This is a genomic window from Roseovarius roseus, assembly GCF_043355935.2.
In the GTDB taxonomy this organism is placed as follows: domain Bacteria; phylum Pseudomonadota; class Alphaproteobacteria; order Rhodobacterales; family Rhodobacteraceae; genus Roseovarius; species Roseovarius roseus.
The window spans coordinates 119,389-141,942 of record NZ_JBHFPE020000006.1 but is presented as its reverse complement, the minus strand read 5'-3'; the positions used below and the strand labels follow the sequence as shown (position 1 = coordinate 141,942).

At 58.7% G+C, this 22,554-nt stretch carries 21 protein-coding genes; 14 read left to right on the top strand and 7 right to left on the bottom strand.

The window, feature by feature from the left end:
* The first annotated feature begins 182 nt into the window (after nt 1-182).
* On the top strand, nt 183-1,118 hold the full coding sequence (locus tag ACEWPL_RS11890; protein WP_393932302.1) for a nitrilase-related carbon-nitrogen hydrolase: 936 nt from the start codon (nt 183-185) through the stop codon (nt 1,116-1,118).
* A 138-nt stretch (nt 1,119-1,256) separates the two neighbouring features.
* Nucleotides 1,257-1,553, top strand: coding sequence for a PRC-barrel domain containing protein (locus tag ACEWPL_RS11885; protein ID WP_393932303.1), 297 nt, complete (start codon nt 1,257-1,259; stop codon nt 1,551-1,553).
* Nucleotides 1,554-1,789: 236 nt separating this feature from the next.
* Here the strand turns inward: ACEWPL_RS11885 and ACEWPL_RS11880 are convergent, their stop codons facing one another.
* On the bottom strand, nt 1,790-2,146 hold the full coding sequence (locus tag ACEWPL_RS11880; protein WP_393932305.1) for a response regulator: 357 nt from the start codon (nt 2,144-2,146) through the stop codon (nt 1,790-1,792).
* 404 nt (nt 2,147-2,550) lie between these two features.
* On the opposite strand from ACEWPL_RS11880, the gene ACEWPL_RS11875 reads away from it, so the two are divergent.
* From ACEWPL_RS11875 to ACEWPL_RS11825, 11 genes are all read left to right on the top strand, one after another.
* Complete coding sequence (locus tag ACEWPL_RS11875; protein WP_393932307.1) at nt 2,551-3,015, top strand: MgtC/SapB family protein; 465 nt, start codon at nt 2,551-2,553, stop codon at nt 3,013-3,015.
* Nucleotides 3,005-3,742, top strand: a complete 738-nt coding sequence (locus ACEWPL_RS11870; protein ID WP_393932309.1) for a Crp/Fnr family transcriptional regulator — start codon at nt 3,005-3,007, stop codon at nt 3,740-3,742. Before ACEWPL_RS11875 ends, ACEWPL_RS11870 begins: the two co-directional genes overlap by 11 nt.
* 200 nt (nt 3,743-3,942) lie before the next feature.
* Complete coding sequence (locus tag ACEWPL_RS11865; protein ID WP_393932311.1) at nt 3,943-5,406, top strand: glycosyltransferase family 2 protein; 1,464 nt, start codon at nt 3,943-3,945, stop codon at nt 5,404-5,406.
* The gene (locus ACEWPL_RS11860; protein WP_393932313.1) at nt 5,403-6,371 is read left to right on the top strand and encodes a glycosyltransferase family 2 protein; all 969 of its coding nucleotides are present in this window, start codon (nt 5,403-5,405) and stop codon (nt 6,369-6,371) included. The genes ACEWPL_RS11865 and ACEWPL_RS11860 overlap by 4 nt, the downstream gene beginning before the upstream one ends.
* Nucleotides 6,368-7,414, top strand: coding sequence for a glycosyltransferase (locus ACEWPL_RS11855; RefSeq protein WP_393932315.1), 1,047 nt, complete (start codon nt 6,368-6,370; stop codon nt 7,412-7,414). The genes ACEWPL_RS11860 and ACEWPL_RS11855 overlap by 4 nt, the downstream gene beginning before the upstream one ends.
* A 3-nt stretch (nt 7,415-7,417) precedes the next feature.
* The gene (locus tag ACEWPL_RS11850; protein WP_393932317.1) at nt 7,418-8,518 is read left to right on the top strand and encodes an acyl-CoA dehydrogenase family protein; all 1,101 of its coding nucleotides are present in this window, start codon (nt 7,418-7,420) and stop codon (nt 8,516-8,518) included.
* Between the two features lie 32 nt (nt 8,519-8,550).
* The gene (locus ACEWPL_RS11845) at nt 8,551-9,219 is read left to right on the top strand and encodes a PIG-L deacetylase family protein (RefSeq protein ID WP_420744344.1); all 669 of its coding nucleotides are present in this window, start codon (nt 8,551-8,553) and stop codon (nt 9,217-9,219) included.
* Nucleotides 9,220-9,230: 11 nt separating this feature from the next.
* Nucleotides 9,231-9,782 carry an SAM-dependent methyltransferase gene (locus ACEWPL_RS11840; protein WP_393932321.1) on the top strand — a complete coding sequence of 184 codons (552 nt, stop codon included), beginning with the start codon at nt 9,231-9,233 and terminating at the stop codon, nt 9,780-9,782.
* On the top strand, nt 9,779-10,891 hold the full coding sequence (locus tag ACEWPL_RS11835) for a glycosyltransferase family 2 protein (protein ID WP_393932323.1): 1,113 nt from the start codon (nt 9,779-9,781) through the stop codon (nt 10,889-10,891). Before ACEWPL_RS11840 ends, ACEWPL_RS11835 begins: the two co-directional genes overlap by 4 nt.
* A 1-nt stretch (nt 10,892) precedes the next feature.
* Nucleotides 10,893-11,381, top strand: coding sequence for a YciE/YciF ferroxidase family protein (locus tag ACEWPL_RS11830; protein WP_393932325.1), 489 nt, complete (start codon nt 10,893-10,895; stop codon nt 11,379-11,381).
* A gap of 196 nt (nt 11,382-11,577) precedes the next feature.
* Nucleotides 11,578-12,678, top strand: coding sequence for an extracellular catalytic domain type 1 short-chain-length polyhydroxyalkanoate depolymerase (locus ACEWPL_RS11825; RefSeq protein ID WP_420744343.1), 1,101 nt, complete (start codon nt 11,578-11,580; stop codon nt 12,676-12,678).
* Between the two features lie 18 nt (nt 12,679-12,696).
* On the opposite strand, the gene ACEWPL_RS11820 is transcribed toward ACEWPL_RS11825, so the two are convergent.
* From ACEWPL_RS11820 to ku, 4 genes are all read right to left on the bottom strand, one after another.
* The gene (locus tag ACEWPL_RS11820) at nt 12,697-13,179 is read right to left on the bottom strand and encodes a nucleoside deaminase (RefSeq protein WP_393932327.1); all 483 of its coding nucleotides are present in this window, start codon (nt 13,177-13,179) and stop codon (nt 12,697-12,699) included.
* Between the two features lie 54 nt (nt 13,180-13,233).
* Entirely contained in the window at nt 13,234-14,085 is an 852-nt protein-coding gene (locus ACEWPL_RS11815) for an SDR family oxidoreductase (RefSeq protein WP_393932329.1), read from the bottom strand.
* A 76-nt stretch (nt 14,086-14,161) separates the two neighbouring features.
* Entirely contained in the window at nt 14,162-16,648 is a 2,487-nt protein-coding gene (gene ligD / locus ACEWPL_RS11810; protein ID WP_393932331.1) for a DNA ligase D, read from the bottom strand.
* Nucleotides 16,649-17,476 carry a non-homologous end joining protein Ku gene (ku, locus tag ACEWPL_RS11805; protein ID WP_393932333.1) on the bottom strand — a complete coding sequence of 276 codons (828 nt, stop codon included), beginning with the start codon at nt 17,474-17,476 and terminating at the stop codon, nt 16,649-16,651. It abuts the gene before it with no gap.
* Between the two features lie 246 nt (nt 17,477-17,722).
* On the opposite strand from ku, the gene ACEWPL_RS11800 reads away from it, so the two are divergent.
* Nucleotides 17,723-18,331 carry a DUF421 domain-containing protein gene (locus ACEWPL_RS11800; protein ID WP_393932335.1) on the top strand — a complete coding sequence of 203 codons (609 nt, stop codon included), beginning with the start codon at nt 17,723-17,725 and terminating at the stop codon, nt 18,329-18,331.
* Nucleotides 18,332-18,693: 362 nt separating this feature from the next.
* Here ACEWPL_RS11800 and ACEWPL_RS11795 read toward each other — a convergent pair whose 3' ends face one another.
* Both ACEWPL_RS11795 and ACEWPL_RS11790 read right to left on the bottom strand, forming a co-directional pair.
* Nucleotides 18,694-20,085 (bottom strand): MBL fold metallo-hydrolase, encoded by a 1,392-nt coding sequence (locus tag ACEWPL_RS11795; RefSeq protein WP_393932337.1) that lies wholly within the window; start codon nt 20,083-20,085, stop codon nt 18,694-18,696.
* A 144-nt stretch (nt 20,086-20,229) separates the two neighbouring features.
* Nucleotides 20,230-21,192: a sensor histidine kinase gene (locus tag ACEWPL_RS11790; RefSeq protein WP_393932339.1), complete on the bottom strand. Its 963-nt coding sequence runs from the start codon at nt 21,190-21,192 to the stop codon at nt 20,230-20,232.
* Between the last annotated feature and the right edge of the window lie 1,362 nt (nt 21,193-22,554).

Here is a 22,554-nt window from a genome sequence, read left to right as displayed (position 1 = left end):
AGTCGACCGGAATGCAGAGCAGGCCTAAGAATGATGCTCTGTTGCATATAGTTTGATGAATGTGTGCCAGGTAAAGTTCATACCGAAACAAGACCGACATCCAATCCCGGGGGTCGGTTATGCTTCTTAGCTGATCCTGAAAGCGGAACCACGCTTGCCGGATCGCTCTTCAGGAAAAAAATATGGAAACCGTTTCGATCGACCTCTGGGCTGCCAATCTGGAGCCCGTAGTACCGGATTTGAAAAAATGGCTTATCGAACTTGAAGCGCGTGTTGCGCAGACGGCGGCGCGCGGTGGCCACATGCTGGTCCTTCCCGAGTTCGCCTGCGCGCAATGGCTGAGCTTTGCTCCTTTGGATTTGCCCAAGAACGATGTCATGGGCTGGCTGTTTGATTGCGGGCAGATCGCGCTTGAGTCAATTGCCGTGATGTCCACCACGCACGGGGTATCGATCCTTGCGGGCACGATCCCTTTTGCTGCTGGCGATGCGGACGGCGTACCCACTTTCGTGAATCGCGCGTGGTTGCTGACGCCGGAAGGCGATCGTCACAGCCAGGACAAGCTAAGCCTGACGCCCCTGGAAGCCCAAGGTTCCGGCGGAATAACGGTTCGTGGCAATACCATCAATGTCATCGAATGGAACGGTCTGCGTGTCGCTATGATAATCTGTCTGGACAGCGAATTTACAGACCTCTGGTCTCGCCTGGGAGGCCTCGACCTTGACCTGATCATCATCCCTGCCAAGACGGATATGATCACCGGCTACAATAGGGTGTTCAGCTGCGCACGGGCGCGCGCTATCGAACTTCAGACTGTGGTATGCGTCCTCGGGGCTGTCGGTGTGCCATTTGGTGAGGCAGTGACTGATACCGGGGTCGGCGGGGCCAGTGTCTTCACACCCTGTGATGTTGGAGTGTCTCTCGATGGGATACATGCCGCCCTCGCGCCGCAAACTGCTGCGCTCATGACCGACCACGTTCTTGTTGCGGCGGATATTCCGGTCGGTGCGTGCCGCCGATTGCGCAATGGCCATGCCGAGGCGGAAGTTTGTCCCGCCCTGTGGGACGCCGCTCATCTGGCAATAAACGATCCCTGCGTTTCGAACTTGGGCTATTAGATCATTCAAAAACACTAATGGCAGATGTTCGCGCGGATTTCCGCTCGAAAGTTTTAGCCACCTGCAAATGGAGGAACTCGGCGGGCAAGAGATTGTTGGATCTGTACTAGACATCATCAATCTTAGCGAGGTGCTATAATGGACCACTCCAAGCATACCCCTATCCGTGCAGATGAGCTGAATTCTATGAATGTGGATGGCGCCAATGTCTACGGCCCGGATGACAGTCATATCGGGGACGTGTCACATTTCCATGGCTCAGGCCAGTCGGCTCAAGCCATTGTAGATGTGGGGGGATTCCTGGGCATTGGGGCAAAGCCAGTTTCCCTGCCAATCTCCTCCCTGAACTTCATGCGCGACGAAAATGGAAATGTCCACGCGACGACCGCCATGACAAAGGACGAGCTGAAAAACCTGCCTGAGCACGAGCATTGAATTAGAACGCGCTCGCCCATCAATGAGGTGAGGGCTGACAATCCCGTATAAGTGTGTCAGCCCTTACCGTCACACGGGTCGAGGATTACGGTTAACTGCCTCCCAAACCTAATGAATTCTCCTTCCATCTCGCGTTAAAAAATGACTGCGCGACATTCAGTCAGTTGAACTGCCTCAGACCATTTCGGGATAGCTAATGTTTAAGCAACCCGACCAAATCTGGCCCCATGCCGGATTTATTTTCTTAGCATTTCATTTACAACGGCTAAAACTCTCGTGGGGTCAAACGGCTTGACCACCCGTGGCCGGTCGCCAAAACGTTGTCCGAGTTTTTCGTCGAGGTGATCATACCCGGTAAGAAAAGCGAAGGGGACAGATAGATATTCCAGACTTGCTGCGACAATAGCGCTGGTTCGAGCCTGTCCGAGATTGACGTCAAGCAGCGCACCATCCGGAACACTCTCCTCAATAGCCGCCAGAGCTGCATCGCTGTCGCTATAGGGCCCACAGACACTAAAACCCTCGTCCTCAAGTATCATGGACAGGTCGAGAGCGATGACAGCCTCGTTATCGAGAACCAGGATTCGGGCCATCACCATTTTTCCTCAATTGCCTCTAGGGAGACAAGCTGACGGACATTGAAACTAATGGCGGCAGGCTGCCTGCGGCAGCTCGGCCTAGACAGAGTTGAGCGCATTCGCCTCATGACACCTTGTCCTCCAGCCGTCTCAGTTGAGCACAGAGGTAATCCTCAACGATACCATTCCACACCGGTAGAGCGGAAAGTACTGAACCAGTTCAGTCAAACTCTACCGGGCTGAACAGTGCCGCCATTGAAAAGAGCATCACAACAGACCCCACAAATCCCATCGTACGATACACGACCATAGCCTCCTGACGCAGATCCTGCTTCAATACAGTTTAAACTGAAGCCTCCCACTTAGCGGTTAGAAGATGAGCGTGAAGCAGCAACATCGAATTTGAGAGTCCGTGGAAGATGGTCGATTTCAGTGAATTTATACTCCGTGTCCTGTTTTCCGGAGCATGTGGGCTGGTCGTCGGTCTCGATCGCGAGTTCAAGGGAAAGCCGCTGGGGGCCGGTGCCTACGTCCTGGTCGCGATCGGCTCGGCTGCCCTGATGACTGTCACCCTGAACTTCGCGCTGAGCGGCATGGCCGAAGATGATGCAATTACCATCGACCCCACCCGACTGATTCAGGGTATCGTCGGCGGTATCGGTTTTCTGGGAGCAGGAGCAATCATGTCGCCAAGCGATGACGGGCGGCTGAGAGGTGTCCGCAGCGGAGCAGCGATTTGGGCGGTCGGATCGATAGGTATCGCGTGCGGGCTGGGTTTCTTGAAAGAAGCGGCTTTCATATCGGCACTGATATTCGTGGTCCTCAATGTTTTTGGCTGGCTCCATATCCGGGGCAATAAAAAGGACGAGCTTCATGACCAGTAAAACAAGCTGCCTTATCACCAAGTTATCGCATTATGTCACTCTATCCGACGCTGACGCGCTACGACTGGCCAAGCTGGAAAAGGCCGAGCAGACGTTTGAGCGGGGGCAAGAGGTCTATCAGGGCGGAGACCAGAACAAAGATCTCTATGTTGTCAAGCACGGGTGGGCCTTCAGCTATACCGATTTGCCCGACGGTCGGCGTCAGATCGTCAAGATCCATCATCCGGGCGATATTATCGGCTTTCCAGATGTCGCCTTGAAGCACACCACAACCACCCTGCGTACAGTAGAAGACCTATGCTTGTGCCCATTTCCCAAGTCATCGTTGGATGAAATCCTGCGCGAAGCACCGAGACTTTCGGCGCTTTTGCTGTCGATCGCGTTGCGGGATCAAGTCGTTCTACTCGATGTGTTGAGGGCGATGGGCCGTATGAGCGCGCAGGAGCGGATCAGCTACATGCTTCTCGATATGATTTCGCGGCTGAGGATAACCAACCACGGTCTGACTGACACATTGCGGATGCCCATGACGCAGAGTCATATCGCAGATTACCTTGGACTGACCAATGTCTACATCAGCAAGACATTGCTCCAAATGGAAGAGAACGGTTTTATCCGCAGGGATCACGACCGCGTCCAAATCTTGCGGGAAGATGATATGATCAGGCTTACCGACTTCCATGATCGATACGCCGAGATGGATACCTCTTGGTTTCCGCAAGCTTGATCGTTTCAGCCTGATTCAATCCAGTTGAAAGCCAGGCCCGGTCCCCTTGGGCAGTATTGGGTCTCTGCGTGTGCCTCCATCAGTCATGCGCGAGGGAACCAAAGGCAACGGAGATCGTTGCATATTCGGTGACGGCTGGAAGTAGGCAAGTCACTGAAATTTAACAGATAAATCACGCTTAAACGCCTAGGGGGCGAACGATGAAACTTGGGCTTCTCACTGTGTGTGCCGTGTTGATTCTGTCAGCTGTCATTCCGGCGGTAGGCCTGGTAGTATGTTTGGTAATCATGGCAGTTCAGATCACGCTGATGGCGCTTCGGCCGATTGTCGCCTGTCTGCCGACACGATTGCCCAGAAGTCGGCAGAATGTCGCTGCCCCACGATTTTCGATCCACGTCGCAACGCATTCCGAGCCGCCTGAACTCGTGATCCGCACCCTGCGTGCGCTTTTGGATCAGGATTGGCCTCACGGCGACTATGAGATCATCGTGATGGATAACAATACTGCCGACCCGTCACTGTGGCAGCCGGTCCAGAGGTTTTGCGCCTCCTATCCTGACCGTGTGGTGTTTCTCCATCAGACCGGAGTTCAAGGCGCCAAGGCGGGTGCTTTGAACATCTCCCTGGAACACACCGATCCCAAGGCGACCCACGTTGTCACCGTCGATGCCGATTATAGTGTCCACCGCGATTTTCTAAGCCTTGCCGCCGAGGCGCTCAGAAGGACCGGAGCTGATTTCGTGCAGTTTCCGCAATCCTATGCGGGCACCGCCACGACCGCACCGGGGGTCGATGCCGAGCTGGAGGAGTATTTCCGCACAAACGCCGCAGCGGCGGATGAGGCTGAAGCTGTCCTGCTGACCGGCACACTTTGCGTAATTTCCAAAGAGGCTCTGATCGCCGTCGATGGATGGTCCAGTGCGACCACGACAGAGGATGCGGAACTCGGAGTGCGGCTTTGCAATGCCGGATATGCAGGCCGTTTCATCAATCAGGTCGTCGGGGAAGGCTTGCTGCCATTTTCACTCAAGGACCTCGAAAAACAGAGATATCGTTGGTGCAGTGGAAACGTTCAAACGCTTTTGAGACACATCTGGACGATCTTGATGCCTGCAGGCGTCTTCAACGCCCACAAAAGGCTGGTCGTCGTCTCGCAATTGACGGCTTGGTTCAATCTGACCCTCATCCCTTGCGCATTGCTGACGCTGTGGCTGTTGACCGGGCATGGTCACTCCTTGGCTGCCACAGTCGCTGCCAGCATCATTGTGCTCGGTCTGAGTGATATTGCAATGCGGGTTGCAGCGCGCGCTCTGCGCGACAATCAGCCACCCTCGGTTCTCTTTCACGCGCTTGCCTGCCGTATCGCGCTTGCTCCGCAATCGGCAAAGGCCACGTTTGACGCGCTGACCGGGAGCCACCTGAGCTTCATCGTGACCGACAAGTTTTGCGGCAAGGACGCATCTGCCCACGAGCCGCATTCTTGTCACATTCTTCTTTTCCTGACAGCGACCATTCTCCTGATCACGGTGCCGTCCGCCAACCCATTGGTTGTCGGCGCGTTAATGACCCTGATGTTGCCGCTGCCCGCCGCGCTGGTGACTGATCGAAGCCTGCATGCTTACCGAGAGACAATTGTCACATCCTTTACGGAGATCACCGCATGAGATCCGATCCGCTTGCCCCATTGGTCGACGTCATCATTCCGACCTTCAATCGCGCGCATCTGATCGCGAGGGCCATTCGCGCCGCGCTCGACCAGACTTGGTGGAATATTCGGGTCACAGTGATCGACGACGCCAGCACCGATACGACCCTGGAAGCTGTCCGCCCATTCTTTGAGAACCCGAATTTTAACTATGTTCGGCTGTCGGGCAACCTCGGTACGGCCCATGCCAAGAACGTCGGCTTACTGATGACGGATGGCGATGCCGTGACCTTTCATGACTCGGACGACGTGCCGCACCGCGACAAGGTTCTGCACCAGGTGCGCGTTCTGACAGCGCCTGACATTGGCGCCGACGAATGCTTGAACTGGAGCTTGTCGGGCAGGAAGGCTGGCCAGAGATTGGAGGTCAGTGCGGCGCTCACCCATCATGAACTGATCCTGCCGGACGGGCGCCGTGTCGAAATCAGGCGCGATATTTCTCTGCTGGACGACGTCTTTCCGAACCTTCAGATGGGCAGTCAGGTGCCGGGCGAGTGGACCCACATCAATTCCGGCCTGTTCCGCGCCGATGTGTTCGGGCGGCTCGGAGGGTTCGAGGAGTGCATCGAGGAAGATCGCGAATTCCGTAACCGTCTGATCCTGAATGGCGAGATCATTTGGATCATTCCCGAACTCTTGCTGACGAAAATCGAAACGCCAGGCAGTCTCACGCAGTTAGAGGTCTCGGATTACGATAGCGCCCTGCGCAAGACGGACCGCCTGATGGTCTGGGGAAAGGTCGAGGAATGGCGGCGCGACGGCACTGTCAGCCCGGTGCCTGTAGATATCGAGACCTTCGATGTCAGCTTTGTAAGCCGCCCCGATCTGCTGCGTCGCCGTGACGTTCCGATCGCTCCGCATACGTCGTCACAAGTGGAGAAAATCCTTTCATCGATTTCAACAGCACGAGTGGCTGCACAATGAAACAATTGCGCCATGAAACGAGAGCCGCCCGTATCGCTTTCGTCGATCCCTGCAGTGCCGCAGGCTATGATCTGTGTGACTTGGAGACTGGCGGGTTGGGAGGCACCGAAGCAACCATCTTGCGTGTGACGGCTGCGTTAAGGGCGCAATTCGAAATCACTCACTACCAGAGAGGGCGCATCCATCGCCACCTGTCCAGAGTTGGATGTCTCCGTCCTTTGGCAGAACTGCGCATTGCACCCCAACACGATGCCATCATTGTCATAAACCGCTGGAAGGTGGCGCTGAAACTGCGCAAGCAACATCCGGATGTGCCTATCTTCCTATGGCTGCATGTCTATCCCGGCCGGCACAATCGCAAGATGGGTGCGGCGCTGAAGGCCGTCGATATATCCGTGATATGCGTATCGGGTACACATGCCAGGGAACTCGGCGCCTTTCTGGGCGTCAACGATACCCCCCGGCTGCGTGTGATCTACAATCCACTGAGTGAGGACTTGTGTCCTGATGAGACTGCTCGCGATCCCAGGAGGCTCCTTTTCGCAAGCTCGCCCCACAAGGGACTGACCGAGGTGTTCCATCAGTTTTCCGTATTGCGACAAAGCCTGCCGGATCTGACGCTTGCGGTTGCCGATCCTGGATATCTTAGATGGAATATCGGATCCGTGCCCGACGGAGTGTATTTCATTGGATCCCTGTCTCATTCGGCGCTCATTCGGCAGATGCGGCGGGCGCTGTGCCTCTTTTATCCCCAGACCAGTTTCGCCGAGACATTCGGTCTGGTTCTGGCCGAGGCCAATGCGGTCGGCACCCCGGTGCTGGTTCACGCGGGGCTCGGCGCCAATGACGAGATTGTCGGATATGCGGATCAAAAGGTGGATGGGCGCGACCCTGAGCAGATACGCGCGCGCATCATGGCATGGCGTCGCGCGCTGCCGGTGGTCACGGCGAACCCCGACTTCCGAATACACAAGGTCGCGCAAGAATGGGCGGAGCTTCTTCAGTACGCCACCATGGTCCGGTCTCATGCAGGTTCGGAGTAGAAGATGAGAATACCCCAATCCCTCCATGCAGCGCCCTCGTCACCGGATGGCAATCACCCGGTTCCGCTTGGGGTGCTGGACGCCTTGCTTGCATCCGCCTCTGACGAGGAACGCGGGGACCGCTCTGTCACAAGCTCGATCGATTTGTTGCGCGATGCGGATTTGCTGGCGGATGACGGTGCGTCCGATCCCGCTCGGACTGCGCGGGCTTTGATGCAGGTTGGTGCGGTAAACCTTGGCGTCGGGCGTCTTTGGGAGGGGCATATGAATGCCCTGCACCTGATCCGACGCTACGGCACGAGCGGGTTGAAAACCGAGGTGGCCCGCCAAATCGCGGAAGGCGCCTTCCTGGGTGTCTGGGGGGCGGATGGAGAGGTACCCGTTACGCTGGATGTTTCTGGCAGGCACCTTAATGGACGCAAATGCTTTGCTTCGGGCCTCGGGGCAGTGACGCAGGCAGTTGTCACAGTCGATTCCGGACCAGATGTGCGTCTCGCGTTGGTCAATGTCACAGACGCCGGTCACGCGGATCCGTCCACGTGGAGCATGCGCGGAATGCAGGCGACGGCTTCGGGGAGCTACGAATTTACCGGCCTTGCCACCGAAGATATTGAATGGCTCGGCGGGCCGGGTGACTACCTGCAAGAGCCGCATTTCGTGGGAGGTGTCTGGCGTATCGCAGCCTTGCAAGCGGGGGCTGCGATCGGCCTCCTGGACACGGCAGCCGCACAGCTTCGTGCTATGGACCGGATGCAGGCCGAGGCGCAAAAGACCCGCCTGATGACCGTTTTGATGCGCGCCTGGGCCGGTATGGCGCTGACCGAGAGGGCCGCCATCGCAACGACCGATCGCCGGATCGAGACGGAGGAGATCGTGGCCGCCTCGATTGCGGCACGTCTCTTCACCGAGGAGGTAGCGCTCGATGCCATCCGGGCCGTGGAACAGAGCATCGGCTTGCGGCACTTCGAGACCGACTCGGAGACGGGGCGCATGGCTCGGGATCTGGCCGTTTATTTGCGGCAGGCCGCACGGGATGCATTTCTGCAGCGGGCGGCGCAGACCGCCTTGGGACAAGATGGCCGAAGCTGGGGGATTTTCGGATGAATGTCATGCGAAGCCATTCCCTGTCTAATGTCTTGCAGGGCCGCGAGCCGCTTGTCGTGCTGGCCCCCCATCCTGACGACGAATCTCTTGGCTGTGGCGCATTGCTGGCGCGTGCCTTCGCCGGTGGCGGCGCACATGTCATTTGCCTGACGGACGGAAGCGCCAGCCATATCGGCTCGACCCAGTGGACGCCTCAACGGTTGGCTCGTCAGCGCCGTGCGGAGTTGACCGAGGCGGTCGGGCATCTTGGTGGATCCGCACGCGATCTGACTTGGCTTGGCATGGCGGATAGCCGTCTCTACCAAGCGGATGCGACAAGCGTTGCGATAGAGCTTGAAGAGATCATTGCTAGATGCGGCGTCCGGCACGTCTTTGCGCCCGCTGCCGAAGATCACCATGAGGATCATCAGGCGACCGCAAGGATAGCCGCAGCGCTCCGTGCCCGCCGGCGCGATTGGTCATTCTTCAGCTACCCGGTCTGGTGCAGATGGGACGAGCCCGACTTTGAGCAAAAGATCACTCGTCACACTCCTGCATTTCTGAACCCCCGCAGCCTGCGTGCCACGAAGCGCGCCGCGATCCACGCGCACAAGAGCCAACTGGGCCAGATCGTTACTGACGATCCTTCAGGGTTCGTTCTGCCTGTGGAGTTTATCGAGAAATTCGTGAGGGAAGACGAAATCTTCTGGAGGATGCCCTGATGAGTGTAAGCTTGGACCATCTCCGTGCCCTCTACGCTGATACCTCGGATCCTTGGGGCTTCGAGCATAGCGACTATGAGCAAGCGAAGTTCGCGGCGACACGGCAGGCGCTTCGCGCGCCGCACTACACATCTGCCTTTGAATTGGGCTGTGGAAATGGACAGCTCGCAAAGCATCTGGCGCAGATCTGCGAGTGCTATACTGGGATGGATGCGGTTGGCGTGGCGATCGAGGCCGCAAGGCTGGCAGTTCCCAAAGCCCGGTTCGTCCATGACTTCTATCCTTGTCCGCTACCCAGCGGCGAATTCGATCTGCTCATCCTGTCCGAGATACTCTATTTTCTTGATGATGACAGTCTGCGGAGACTGGCTTCCGATGTTCAAACCTTCTGGCCGAAGGCGGAGGTTCTCTGCGTGACTTGGCTTGGCGAAACCGGCCATGATTTGCAGGGAAAGGAGGCCTTGGACGTCTTTTCGAACGCACTCGCATGTCACAATTTCGACTGTGTCGAGAAAACCGATAGGTATCGTATCGACCGCGGCTTGCCGAGAGGGCAATTATGAGCCGCTCGAAGGAAAAAGACATCGCCATCGTTATTCCAGCCCGTAACGAGGAGCGCCGGATCGGCACTTGTTTGAGCGCACTTGCCGGCCAATGCCCGGCCCGTGTCAAAGTCATTGTGGTCGTTAATAATTCGAACGACCAGACATGCGAAAGGGCTCGGGACACCGCCGCTGATTGCGGACTTCACCTGATAGCGCTGGAGCGCACCCTTGCGCCGGATCAAGGTGTCGGGACCGCTCGCCGCATTGGGTGCGATCATGCTCTCAACACGATGCCAGACCTTCAATATCTTCTTACCACCGATGCGGATTGCATCGTGGCAGGGGACTGGGTCAAGCGCAACCTGATGCATCTAGGAGCGGTGGATGCTGTTTGCGGCAAGATCGGCCTGATTGCGCAAGAGGCGAGCGTTGTCGACGCCATGGATCGCCGGCTTGCGACCCTGGAAGGCATCTATCGTGAGTTGGTGCAGGCCCTCTATGCCCGCCACGCCCCAGGTTGCCGTGATATCCGGAACACTCACGGCGAAGCGGCAGGGGCAAGCCTTGCCTTCTCCAAGCGGGCCTACCTCGCTGTCGGCGGGTTCGAGCCTGTCATGTGCGGCGAAGACCGAAAGATCGTGCGGGCACTGCGCAGCACTGGCCATAAGGTGCGACATGCCTCAGACGTCACGGTGCAGGCCTCCTGCCGCTTGACGGGCCGCGCAGTGGGCGGGATGTCGGATGCGCTGAAAGCGCGGACTACCGGTGTCAATTATGTGGTCGATGACTGTCTGCCGTCGGCCGACTGGCTGATAACGCACACCAAGGATAGCAGACTTGGCCCTTGGCCGCCGCTTGTACCCGCGAACGGCCGCCTCAGGGTGCGCGATCTTCCAAGACATATTGAGATGCTAATGCAGTTCGAGAATTCGAGCGGTGTCATACCCGCCTCGATTGCTGCGGTTGAACCAGTGTCAATTACTGACCCTGGCAGGCTGCAGCTGGACAGGGGGTCCGCGACGATCGCCGCCGACCCCGGCCTGCAGGCCCTTCTGATCCGCAAGGAGGGCAGGCCTGCCACCACTCAACCAAAGGCGTCGGTAAACCCGACCGCGAAAGGAGCGTAAGATGACAAAGTTGAAAGACCTGTACATTGAAGAGCTGCAGGATCTCTGGTCCGCAAACGATCAGATGTCGGAGGTGGTATCAGCCATGGCCGACAAAGCCTCCGATACCAAGCTGGCCGACCGGCTGAGCTCGGCTAAGGATGGAATCGATCATCACACCCGCCTGCTTAAATCTCTTCTGGAGGAGACCAATGCCGAGGCAAAGAAGGAGCACTGCAAGGGTATGGAGGGTCTCGTGAAAGAAGCGCGGAAACACGCGCTCGACAGCGGCATGACCGGTGCCGCGCTTGATGTTGCCATCATCGCGCAATATCAGCGCCTCTGCCACTATGGCATCGCCGGTTTCGGCACGACCAAAGCGTTTGCCGAAGCCCTCGGCAATAAAGACGCAGCCGGAAAGCTCGACCAGGCATTGGACAATATCTACGGGTCCGATGAATTCATGAGCGAGTTGGCTGAACGGTCATTGAACGTGGACGCCACGGCCTGATGCTTGAAAAATCTTGGTTAGGCTGTTTCGAAACAGCCTAACCGGGGTAATTGCAAGTTCTGAAGACATTGAGCGCGTTCGCCCGACCCCGGTGACGAAGTTTCGTTGGATCCGCTCTTTCAAACATTGTTCAGCTGACGGAAATGGCGCTGCACGCAATTGCGCTGATTTCAGATGTTTGTCGCCGAGGGGGCAGATGCGGATGTACGATCCTTTCAAACGCATGCGGTCCAGGATGCGGCGCAATATGCAGCGCGCGACATCGAAAGCCATGTCGGATGCATGGGACGCGGTGGTGCCTGCCGCCAAGCCAAAAAAGCGGAAGGCTGCGGAGCCTGCTCGGCCGGTCGATCGAGGGCCGAGGCCTGCCGCTTCGCCGCAAAGGCGAAGCGGGTCTCGCTCCGTGTCCAAGCCGCATCCACAACCGCGTGGCGCTGTGTTTGCCGCTGCAACATACACCTGCGATTTCGGCACACGGCCTTTCCGGCTATACACCCCCGCCTCAGCCAAGAGGGTGACCGGCCCACTGCCTCTGATCGTGATGCTGCATGGCTGCGGCCAGTCTCCCGAAGGTTTCGCGAAGGGTACCGACATGAACCATCTGGCGGAGGAATTCGGTTTCCTTGTCCTTTATCCTGGTCAGACGCGGGACGCGCATGCAGGCCGCTGCTGGAACTGGTTCAGGGCCTCGGATCAAAGGCGCGGTGCTGGTGAGCCAGCCCTGATTGCAAGCCTTACGCATTCCATCATGTCGGAAAGGCAGGTGGATCCTGCCAAGGTCTACATTGCCGGCCTTTCGGCGGGCGCTTCTCTCGCGCTGATCACCGCCGTCGCCTATCCGGATATATTTGCTGCAGTCGGGGCTCATTCCGGACTGTCTGTCGGGGCGGCCCACGACGCGCCTTCTGCAACGAACGCGATGCAGCACGGGGCAGCTGGGCGGCGGCATGTGTGCCGCATGCCGACTATCCTCTTTCACGGCGGGGCGGACAGGGTCGTCAACCCGCGAAATGGGCGCCTCGCAGCACTGCGCGCTACCGAGCCATTCGGCGGTCTGCAAGCTACTGAAAAAACCTTGAATAGCCCCCATGGCCGAGACTGCATTCGCACTATTCACCGCATCGGAAAGGGGCGACCCTACGTTGAACACTGGCTCATCAAGGGGTCCGGGCATGGCTGGTCAGGCGGTGCGGGGTCCGCCAGCTACACCGATCCGACGGGGCCGGACGCCTCACGCGAGATGGTACGGTTTTTCCTGCGGCACCGGACTACGAAACAGAAGCGCAGGAGTAAGTGAACGCGCCAACCAGCTGTTCTATTCCCGTCCGTCTTTATAAAGTGACAGAACGGCGGCCTCGCCGACGCCGCCGATATGCTCGAAAGCCTCTCCCGCAGCAGCGAAATCGGCGATCCTGAGCCTTGGGAAAACAAAGTACTTCCCTGCCACGCGTTCCTGCCGAGCCGCAAAGATCACGCGGCGTATGCCGGCGAACCGCATGGCCGATAGGCACATCTCGCAGGGTTGGAGCGTCGAGATCAACACACAATCGCCCAGATCTTCGCGATCCTCGCGCTGCGTAAGTGCGGCTATTGCCACCATCTCGGCATGCTTGGTCGGATCGCTCGCCGAATGCACCACGTTTTCGGCCACTTCAAGAATACGCTCGCCCGCCACAATCGCGGCGGCGATGCCAGTGCGACCGGATGATGCGGCCGCTTCAAGTGCGCGGTCTATGGCGCCCTGCAACGCCCTGGCTTCCGTCGGTGTCAGGCGAGGATCCGAGATTTGTGTGCTCACCTTGTGCCGTCTTTCATCTTCAATACCTTCGTGTGATCGCCTCGCCGCCGAGGTCTAGCTGCCCACCAGATCGCCGCCATTGGGATGCAGGACTTGGCCCGTGACATATGATCCATCATCGCAGGCCAGAAACAGGTACGAGGGGGCGACCTCATTTGGCTGGCCGGGCCTGCCCAGTGGCGATGACTTGCCGAACTCCGCAACCTTGTCAGGCGGAAAGGACGCGGGGATGAGCGGCGTCCAGATCGGGCCGGGCGCCACCCCATTGACGCGGATGCCTTCGGGCGCAAGTTTCGACGCCAGCGCGCGCATCATCGACAGTACTGCGCCCTTGCTGGAGGCATAATCGATCAGAAGGTCCTGGCCGCGATAGGCGGTGACAGACGTGGTGCAGATGATCGACGCGCCGCGCGACAGGTGCGGCAGCGCCTCTTGGATCACAAAGAACTGACCGGCCAGATTGGTGCGGAACGTGCGAAAAAGCTGCTCTTGCGAGATATCCGTGACGTCTTCGCGGGCATGCTGCTCGGCTGCGTTGGTGACAACAATGTCGACGCCGCCAAATTCCTCGACGGTCTTGCGAACCACGTCGGCGCAGAACTCCTTTTGCCCGACATCTCCGGCCAGCAGCAATGCCTTGCCGCCTTCCTCCTCGACCTTATCGCGCGTCAGCTCGGCATCCGAATCTTCTTCCAGATAGACAACTGCCACATTGGCCCCTTCGCGTGCGAATAGGATCGCCGTGGCTCGCCCTATGCCGGAATCCCCGCCCGTGATGATGGCGCTCTTGCCTTTCAGACGCCCGGAACCCGGGTGTCTCGGCATGTAGTCCGGCTCGGGGTCCATCCGGTGCTCACGGCCCGGCTGGGGGTCGGTTTTCATCTTGTCCAGCTCGCTGCTGCCCATGGCAAGCTCCTCCTTGGCGTGATGTGAGGCGAACGTGCGGTCAGCCCCGAGGGTTCCCAGCCGCGCCGGCGCCCGTTCACGTTCTCTCGGACCAGTCCTGAAGCGCCTCGATCACCCCGTCGGTCAGCGATTGCAGGTTGTCCTGTAGTGCCAATGCAGGGCAGTCGGCCTGCAGCCGCGTCTTCATGTCGCTCATCCGGAAGGCGGCGGGGCTCTCCAGTGTTTCCAGCTCGCCCCACGTCACCGGAACGGCAACGGGCGCGCCGGGGCGGGCCCGCAGCGAATAGGGCGCGATCGCGGTCGCGCCACGCTCGTTGCGCAGCCAGTCAATGAAGATGCGCCCCTTGCGCCGCGCTTTCGACATGGTTGCGGTATAATCGTCGGGCTGCTGCGCGGCCATGACATGTGCGAAGGTCTTGGCAAAAAGCTTGACCGTGTCCCAGCCCCGCGTCCGCCGCAGCGGCAGCCAGACATGCACACCCTTGCCGCCGGTTACCAATGCGCCTGATGTGAGTCCCAGCGTATCGAGCGCGTCCCGCACCTCGACCGCCGCCGCGCGGACCCTAGGCCAGTCCAGGCCCTCATCGGGGTCAAGATCGAAGATCAGTCGGTCGGGCCGCTCCAGCCGGTCGATCCGCGCGCCCCAGCCGTGGAATTCGATCGTGCCCATCTGCGCGGCCGAGATCAGGCTTTCGGGCCGGGTTGCATATAGATAGCCGGCCGTGTCGCCGTCGCTCTCTTTGAGGTTGATCCGGCTCAGGGCATCGGGCATCCCACCACTGTCGTGCTTCTGGAAAAAACAGTGGCCCTCAAGCCCTTGCGGGCAACGGAAGAGCGACAGGGGCCGATGCCCGACAAGCTTGATCATGCGGGCGCCGATCCGGTCGTAGTGGCGGGCGATATCGCCCTTGGTGCAGCCGGCATCAGGGAAAACGCGCCGGTCTGCGCTGCTGATCCTGACGCCGCCGACAAGAGCCTCCGAGACGGAGTCCCCGGTCTTGCGCTCTTTGTCCTCGGCCTCTTCATCCGGCATTTCCAGTTGAACCTCCGCTGCCGTCTTGTCCTCGCGCAACCCCAGAAAGCTGCCGTGGCGGACATATCCCTCATCGGTGAATTCGGTGAAGGACACCTCCGCCACCAATTTTGGCTGCACCCAATCCGCATCTTTGGCGATTTCGCGCGGGACATCCTTCACGGGAGGCGTCTTGCGTGCGGTCAAGGCCTTTGAGATCCGGTCCATCGCGTCCTCGGTAAAGCCGGTCCCGACGCGGCCCTTGTATCGCAGAACGCCGCCTTCATGCGTCGCAAGCAGAAGGGAGGCGAAGGCGCGGCCTTTCTTTTCGGACGGGGTCGCGCCGATGATGACGAATTCCTGCCGCCGCGTGCATTTCACCTTAAGCCAGCTTTTGCTGCGGGTGCCGCGATAGGGCGCATCGATGCGCTTGCTGATGATCCCTTCACCGCCGGATTTGCAGGCTTCGGCAAAAATCTCGGGGCCGTGGCCAATGATGTGACCGCTCATCCGCAGCGGGCCGTCCTGCGGCGCGGCGGTTAAGAGCTCGGCCAGCTTTTCACGCCGCTCCAGCTGCGGCGTCTTCTTCAGGCTCGCCGCGTCCAGCGACAGCAGATCGAAGGCGTAAAAGACCAGCGTCCCGCCCTCCTTCAGCGCCTTTTGCAGCGATGAGAAGGCCGAGCCGTTGATCTGCGCGGCCATCACCTCGCCGTCGATCAGGGCGGCGTCGCAGGGCAGGGGATCGAACGCCCCTGCCAGCCCGGCAAACTTCTGGGTCCAATCCTTGCCCGACCGCGTGAAGAGCCGCGTGCCGCCCTTGCCGAGCGCGGCGAGGCAGCGATAGCCGTCGAATTTCGTCTCGTGCAGCCAATCATCGCCCTCGGGCGGCGCATGGACCAACGTGGCAAGCTGCAAAGGCTCGAAGGCGGGGCGTTTGCCGCCGTGACCCGCGGCTGCGGCGACAGGCTTGGCCTTGGCGTCCTTCGCGATTTCGTCCATCGTACGACCCGTCGTGACCGACAGAGCCTCGCCGGTGGTGAAGGCATCGGGCTTCGCGCGGGCGTGATCGTCGCGCTCCTTGATCAGCAGCCAGTTCTCGCGCTTGCCCTTGCCGCGCATCCGCACCAGCGCCCAGCCGCCACGTAGGTGATGGCCGCGCAGCGTGAACTTCAGCTTGCCGTTCTTGAGGCCTGTCTCGACATCCCCCTCGGGCGTCCAGGTGCCCCGGTCCCACAGCATCACGGTGCCGCCGCCATATTGGCCCTTGGGGATCGTGCCTTCAAAGCCGCCGTAATCCAGTGGGTGATCCTCTGTGCGCACCGCCAGCCGCTTTTCCGTGGGATCGGGCGAGGGGCCCTTGGTCACGGCCCAGCTCAGCAGCACGCCGCCCCATTCCAGCCGGAAATCGTAATGCAGGCGCGTCGCCGCATGTTTCTGCACGACAAAGCTATGCGCGGCAGGGCCTGCGCCCGCCATTCCCTGCGGCTCGGAAGTTTGGCCGAAATCGCGTTTTCGCTTGTATTCTGCCAGCTTGTCGGGAGTGTCGGACATTTACGAGGCTTTCTTCCCACGGCCCTTCTTCTTGGGGGTCTCGGTCTTCTTGAGGCTTTCCTTGAGCGCGCTCATCAGATCCACGACATTCTCGCCGCGCTCGGCCTTGTCACCTTCCGCCTGCACGCGCGGCGTCTTCTTGTCCTTCCGCTTGGCCTCCAAAAGGTCCCTCAGCGCCTCGGCGTATTTGTCGGAATAGTGGCTTGCATCGAAGGGCGCCGTCTTGCGGTCGATCAGCGAGGTCGCCACCTCAAGCAATTCCTTGTCGGTTTCATCATCAGCAATATCGGTAAACATCTCATCCGCCTCGCGCAGCTCATCGGCGTAATGCAACGTCTCCATCAGCAGGCCGTCCCCGCAAGGCTTGACCACAGCGAGGTATTCCTTGCCGCGCATCGTCATCTGCCCGATCCCGACCTTGCCGGCCTGCCGCAGCGCATCGCGCACGACGCGGTAGGCGTCCTGGGCCAATTCGTCCGAAGCGGTGATGTAATAGGGCTTGTCGAAGTAAAGCGGCGGGATCTCGCAGGCCTCGACAAACTGGACCAGCTCGAAAGTTTTCTTGGTCTCCAGCTTGATTTCGTCCAACTCATCGGGGTCGATCAGAATGTATTCGTCATCGCCCACCTCGTAGCCCTTGACGATATCCTCGCGTTTCACTGGTCCGATGCCGTCAACGGATTTCTCATAGCGAACGCGCTTGCCCGAGGGTTTGTGGATCTGACGGAATGTGACGCGCGCCCCGGTTTTCGTGGCCGAATAGATCTCAACGGGTATCGACACAAGTGACAGGCGAAGCTGGCCTTTCCAGAGTGCGCGCGGTGCCATCAGATCCCCCTCTTTTCAATATGTTGCTCGCCGGCAGGGTCGCTAGAGATTCTGGCGCAGCTCCCAGCCCACATAGCGCGGCGGTGTCTCCCGGATTTAGGACAAAACCTCTAACGTGCCGTGCGGTTCCCCCCAGCGCCTCATCGACGGCAAACCGGACGTCAGAGCGATTTCAGCATGTGGTCGATCTCGCGCGGGCAATAGCGAAGCGTTTCTGTGCGTCTTGAAGCCCGGAACGATCCACGCATGCTTCACGTTTCCGAGTTAAAATCTGCCCGGGCCGATCCGGGCCTTGGGTTTGACAATGGAGAATCCCGTATGTTTTTTGAGCCGCCTCTTCTGGATGCTGTCGCAAAAGGCGTTGTTCTCAGCACAGTAGGCATCGCTTGGCTCATCCTGCTGGTCCGTATTGTAGGGTTACGGTCATTTTCCAAGATGACGAATTTCGACTTCGTCATGACGGTCGCGATGGGATCGCTTCTGGCTGGCGCGTCGCAGTCGAGTGATTGGCCACCCCTCTTGCAGACCTTTGCCGCGATGGCGGCTCTGTTCGCGGTGCAATACGGCGTCTCGCGATTGAGATATGCGTCGCCCCGGTTCGACGAGGTTGTGCAGAACACGCCCGTGCTTTTGATGAGGGATGGGGTGATTTTTCACGACGTATTGCGCAATACGCGCGTTACCGAAGACGACCTTATCGCCAAGCTACGTGAAGCCAATGCGGCTGATTTGTCGGCCATTCGGGCAGCGGTGCTGGAAACGACGGGAGACATTTCGGTCATCCACGGCGTACATATGGACGAGGTTGTCTTGCAGGGTGTGCATGATCCGAATTGCCGCACTTGCACCAATTAGGATACCTGTCCGCAACTGATTTTTCGCGGGTTCAGCCAGCTGCGGCGCAGCCTGCCTTGGGAACGGTCCAACTGTTATCTTCGCTTCATGGAACCGACAAGTTCTGTTGTCCTGCTCCGAACTGTAACAACCACGTCAGCTGAGAGTTTCTCAACGTCAGCCGGATGGAGGAGATGGGTCCGCCGCGCCTCCTCGGCTTTTCGGCACTCCTCATGCGGTTTCATCTTCAGCTTCCTGTCCTTATCGTTGGCCTGCAAGTTGATGAGGAAGCACAAGCCTTACTGATCTGATCGTCGTCCGGTGTGAATTATGCGGCGTGGAAGCGCTCTTTGGTCTGGACTGTCTCCTGCAAGAAGTTCTGCTCAACCTGGGCGGCGAGTTTCGTACCCAGCGGCTTGCCACGCCTTCCAGCTTCCAGGGACATTGCGCACGTTGTCAAATCCGTTCTTCTTCAGCAGGCTGGCCGCGATCGATGCGCGGAAGCCGCTGGCGCAGTAGGTCGCATAGGGGGTGGCGCGGTCGAGTTCGTCCAAAGTCTGCCGCAGCTTGCCGAGGAAGGCGTGGTGGGCGCCGGGGATGTGGCCACCCTCCCACTCATCGGGCTTGCGCACATCGAGCGGCGTCAGGCTTTCGGCATCCTTCAACTGATGCACTGATATTTGCGGGATCTGCGCGAAGTCACGCCCGGCCTCGCGCCAGGCGGCCATACCGCCGGCAAGGTAGCCGCCGAAATCAGTGAAGCCCGTGCGCCAGAGCAGGCGCAGAACGCCAGGCAGGTCAGTATCGTCATGCAGCACGAGATGGATCGGCTCGTCCGGGTCGAGCAGCCAGCCGGCCCAGACAGAAAGCTCGGGCTCTGCACCGATGTTCAGACTGCCCGGCACGTGGCCGGCGCCGAAATCCATCATGTCCCGCACGTCGAGGACCTGCGCCCCGCCGTCGATTGCCGACGCGAAACGCTCAACCGCCATCGGCTCGATCCGTGGCAGGTTGCGAAGCACCTCCGGCCCGTCGGAGTTCACTTGCTTCATGCGTGGGTAATGGGTCGGCACCGGAGGCGCGTCGCCAAGGATCGCCTCCTTGAAGTCTTCCAGATCCGGGATCCGCGCATAGCTGTTGAAGCGTCGTTCATAGCCGATCGTGCTCGACATCCGGTCCCCGATGTCTGGCCCGCAGGCCGATCCGGCGCCGTGACAGGGATAGATGATCACGTCATCGGGCAATGCCATGAAGACATCGCGCACGGTGTGGAACAGCTTCTCTGCCAGTTCCTCGGTCTCGTCCTGCCCAAGCAGGTCTGGGCGGCCGACGCTATCCACAAAGAACGCATCTCCGGAGAGGACACCCCAAGGGGTCTCGGTGTCCCCGTCGAAGAGCAGATAGGACATGTGCTCCGGTGTATGGCCGGGAGTGAAGCGGGCTTTCATCTTCATGCCGCCGAAGGTGAATTCGTCGCCATCGCGCACCGGCTCATGGTCGAACCCGTATTCGGCGCCAGCTTCCTCGCTGACATAGAGTTGCGCCTGTCCGCCTAGGCGGTCAACCAGCTCGCGTGCGCCGCTCAGGAAATCGGCGTGAATATGCGTTTCAAAAACATGGGTGATGGCCATGCCGAAACGGCGCGCCGCCTCGAGGTAGATCTCTACATCTGGGCGAGGATCTACCACGGCGCAAACATGCGCCGCATCGTCCCCCAGGATGTAAGAGCATTCCGCGACACCATCTGCCAGGATTTGTTCAAAGCGTAATGTCATATCAAATCCTCCTGGACGGAAGAACGCGATGCTCAAACATCGGTTCCTGTGGCGCTTTCTGGAACGCGCCTATGCCCCTTCACGATGCTGCGCTCAGGAGACAAACAAGCCTGCTTCCATCAAAAGGGGGATGGCACCGTCGGGCTATTTCGTCTCGAGCGACGCGAGGTCGAGATCGATTACGGCGGTCAATCCGGAGGACCGAAATTGTCGGTTGATCGTGCCTCCGAGGGAGGCTTGTACCACGCTTTCGCACATCTGCGTCCCGAAGCCTTCTCTCTGCACTTTCTGAGGATCGAGGCAGCAACGTTCCTGCCATTCGATCACCAACCGATCTCCACGGCGGCGCGCTGAGATCACAAGTTCACCGTCGCCCTGGCAGAATGCGCCGTACTTTGCAGCATTCGTGCAAAGCTCGTAGAAGACAAGCGCCATCGGCGTGAGTGCATCCGGAGCGATGGCCAGATCCTCCACCTTCAACTCAAATAACTGACCAGCTGTGAACGGCTCGACGATTGACGCGATGAGATCACGCAGCGATGTGCTGCTTGCATATTCTCCCTGGCGACCAGCGACCGCCAGCCTGTGTGCATCCGATAGCGCCATCAGACGTTTCCGCATTAAGGTGGCAAGTTCGTCAGCTGTCTCTACCTGCCGCGCATTGACGGTTATAAGGCTCCCAGCCACTGCGAAGCAGTTGCCGACCCGGTGGCGCATCTCGCCCAGAAGCATATTCTGCCGCTCGGCCGCCTGTCGTTGCTGTGTAATGTCACGCGCGATTTTCGAAGCGCCAATCACCTCGCCCGATGGGTTGCGGACAGGTGAGATCGTCAATGAGATTGGCACGAGCGTCCCGTTCTTGTGACGTCTTAGAGTTTCGAAATGCTCGATGCGTTCCCCACGACGAAGCCGCGAAATGATGTCTAACTCCTCGTGCTGTCGTTCCTCCGGGATGAGCATTGTGATCGGTTGCCCGACAACCTCTTCCGCAGTGTAGCCGAACAAGCGCTCGGCACCCTTGTTCCAACTTCGGATGATGCTGTGAAGGTTCTTGGTAATGATTGCATCATCGGAACTTTCGACGATCGCAGCAAGATACTCGTTCAAGTTTTGCGACATTTTAGTCTACTGCCCTTAGTGACCAGACGCTGGCCTGTATCACAGGTTTTCTTCTAAGACTTACTGTCCAACGCGTACTTTCAAAACGGCGGAAGATTGCTGTAAAAAGTTTTAACCGGTACTTCGCCTTACCGCAATCACACAGCCCTAAAAGGAATACTACCGCTCTTGCAGGAGGGAGCGCGGTCATGACAGCCCCGAACTTTCTATACGTGCGACGGCGCTGAGAGGGATTTTACATTAGGACGGGTCATGCTTTGAGAACACGAGGAGATCTTTGACGTATACCGTTGCTGCCGGCGGCGATCATGCGGCGCATTCGCTCCGGATGGTGGTTTCCGAGCCTGACGTTTGATGTCTTGTTTCCGGTGTAGAGCTCTAGGACTTGCACCGGGGCAGTGCTTCTATCCGTTCATAGAAGCATAATCCCTAGCAAGCTGAACGCTTCTTAGGAATCCGATCAGAAAAATCGTCTTTGGTTCGGTCAAAACCAATGCGACCTCCCCAGTTGACACACATCACGTCAAGCGTTCACAGCTAGGTTCGCAATGTGGACCCTAAGTTCTGCATGACAAATTGCATGACATTTTGGATGACGAAGATTTGTAATATAAAGCATTATCAATGCATTGCGTTAAATATCTCGGAGTGGAGAATCCTCCTCGGTCCGCCACGATTTTTCATGGAAATTGACGTAAGCCACTGAGCTCGTAGCATAAACTCGCACCTATTGCGCCCTGGTCCCCTCTGCATGAATGATAAATTGCATGACATTGGTCTATAAACATGGAGCCGGAGTGATGGGATTTCGCGATGCAAAAAGATCTGAAACTGACCAATCGGCGCGGTGTCTGGCACTTGGTGAGGCGCATCCCGCAGAGGTTTGAAGTGGTCGAGACGCGTAAGCGCATCGTGCCACTCCCACTTGAAACAGATTCCCACCGACTTGCACGAGAGAAGGCGGCGAGCGTCTGGCAGGTGTAGCTTGACCATTGGCAAGCGAAGATTGACGGCGGTCTGCCGATGCTCGTCTTGCATATGAGGCAGTCCAAAGGTGGCATAAGGATGAGGCTTCAACTCCCTTCCGATGGAGCGAGTCGCGACTTTTACTGATGACGCGCTGTTGCACCGGATTGAGGCCATGGGAGAAACTCAGAGCGTTTCATAAGTCGCGACGAGACCTGCCCATACCGAAGAGAGTCACTATCTTCGGTCCGGTCGGGCCTAAGGGCGGTTGAGACCGAGGGCGGATCATCTACTGATGGCGTGGCTGATTTTCAAACCCGCACACGGCGTTTGTGTCGCCGTGTGCCACGGCGCAGCATCGGCAGCACCCCTCTTGTAAAGGGC

Coding starts and splice junctions, on each gene's coding strand:
- ACEWPL_RS11890 (WP_393932302.1), top strand. CDS start 183: ATGGAAACCGTTTCGATCGACCTCTGGGCTGCCAATCTGGAGCCCGTA.
- ACEWPL_RS11885 (WP_393932303.1), top strand. CDS start 1,257: ATGGACCACTCCAAGCATACCCCTATCCGTGCAGATGAGCTGAATTCT.
- ACEWPL_RS11880 (WP_393932305.1), bottom strand. CDS start 2,146: ATGGCCCGAATCCTGGTTCTCGATAACGAGGCTGTCATCGCTCTCGAC.
- ACEWPL_RS11875 (WP_393932307.1), top strand. CDS start 2,551: ATGGTCGATTTCAGTGAATTTATACTCCGTGTCCTGTTTTCCGGAGCA.
- ACEWPL_RS11870 (WP_393932309.1), top strand. CDS start 3,005: ATGACCAGTAAAACAAGCTGCCTTATCACCAAGTTATCGCATTATGTC.
- ACEWPL_RS11865 (WP_393932311.1), top strand. CDS start 3,943: ATGAAACTTGGGCTTCTCACTGTGTGTGCCGTGTTGATTCTGTCAGCT.
- ACEWPL_RS11860 (WP_393932313.1), top strand. CDS start 5,403: ATGAGATCCGATCCGCTTGCCCCATTGGTCGACGTCATCATTCCGACC.
- ACEWPL_RS11855 (WP_393932315.1), top strand. CDS start 6,368: ATGAAACAATTGCGCCATGAAACGAGAGCCGCCCGTATCGCTTTCGTC.
- ACEWPL_RS11850 (WP_393932317.1), top strand. CDS start 7,418: ATGAGAATACCCCAATCCCTCCATGCAGCGCCCTCGTCACCGGATGGC.
- ACEWPL_RS11835 (WP_393932323.1), top strand. CDS start 9,779: ATGAGCCGCTCGAAGGAAAAAGACATCGCCATCGTTATTCCAGCCCGT.
- ACEWPL_RS11830 (WP_393932325.1), top strand. CDS start 10,893: ATGACAAAGTTGAAAGACCTGTACATTGAAGAGCTGCAGGATCTCTGG.
- ACEWPL_RS11825 (WP_420744343.1), top strand. CDS start 11,578: ATGCGGATGTACGATCCTTTCAAACGCATGCGGTCCAGGATGCGGCGC.
- ACEWPL_RS11815 (WP_393932329.1), bottom strand. CDS start 14,085: ATGGGCAGCAGCGAGCTGGACAAGATGAAAACCGACCCCCAGCCGGGC.
- ligD (WP_393932331.1), bottom strand. CDS start 16,648: ATGTCCGACACTCCCGACAAGCTGGCAGAATACAAGCGAAAACGCGAT.
- ku (WP_393932333.1), bottom strand. CDS start 17,476: ATGGCACCGCGCGCACTCTGGAAAGGCCAGCTTCGCCTGTCACTTGTG.
- ACEWPL_RS11800 (WP_393932335.1), top strand. CDS start 17,723: ATGCTTCACGTTTCCGAGTTAAAATCTGCCCGGGCCGATCCGGGCCTT.
- ACEWPL_RS11795 (WP_393932337.1), bottom strand. CDS start 20,085: ATGACATTACGCTTTGAACAAATCCTGGCAGATGGTGTCGCGGAATGC.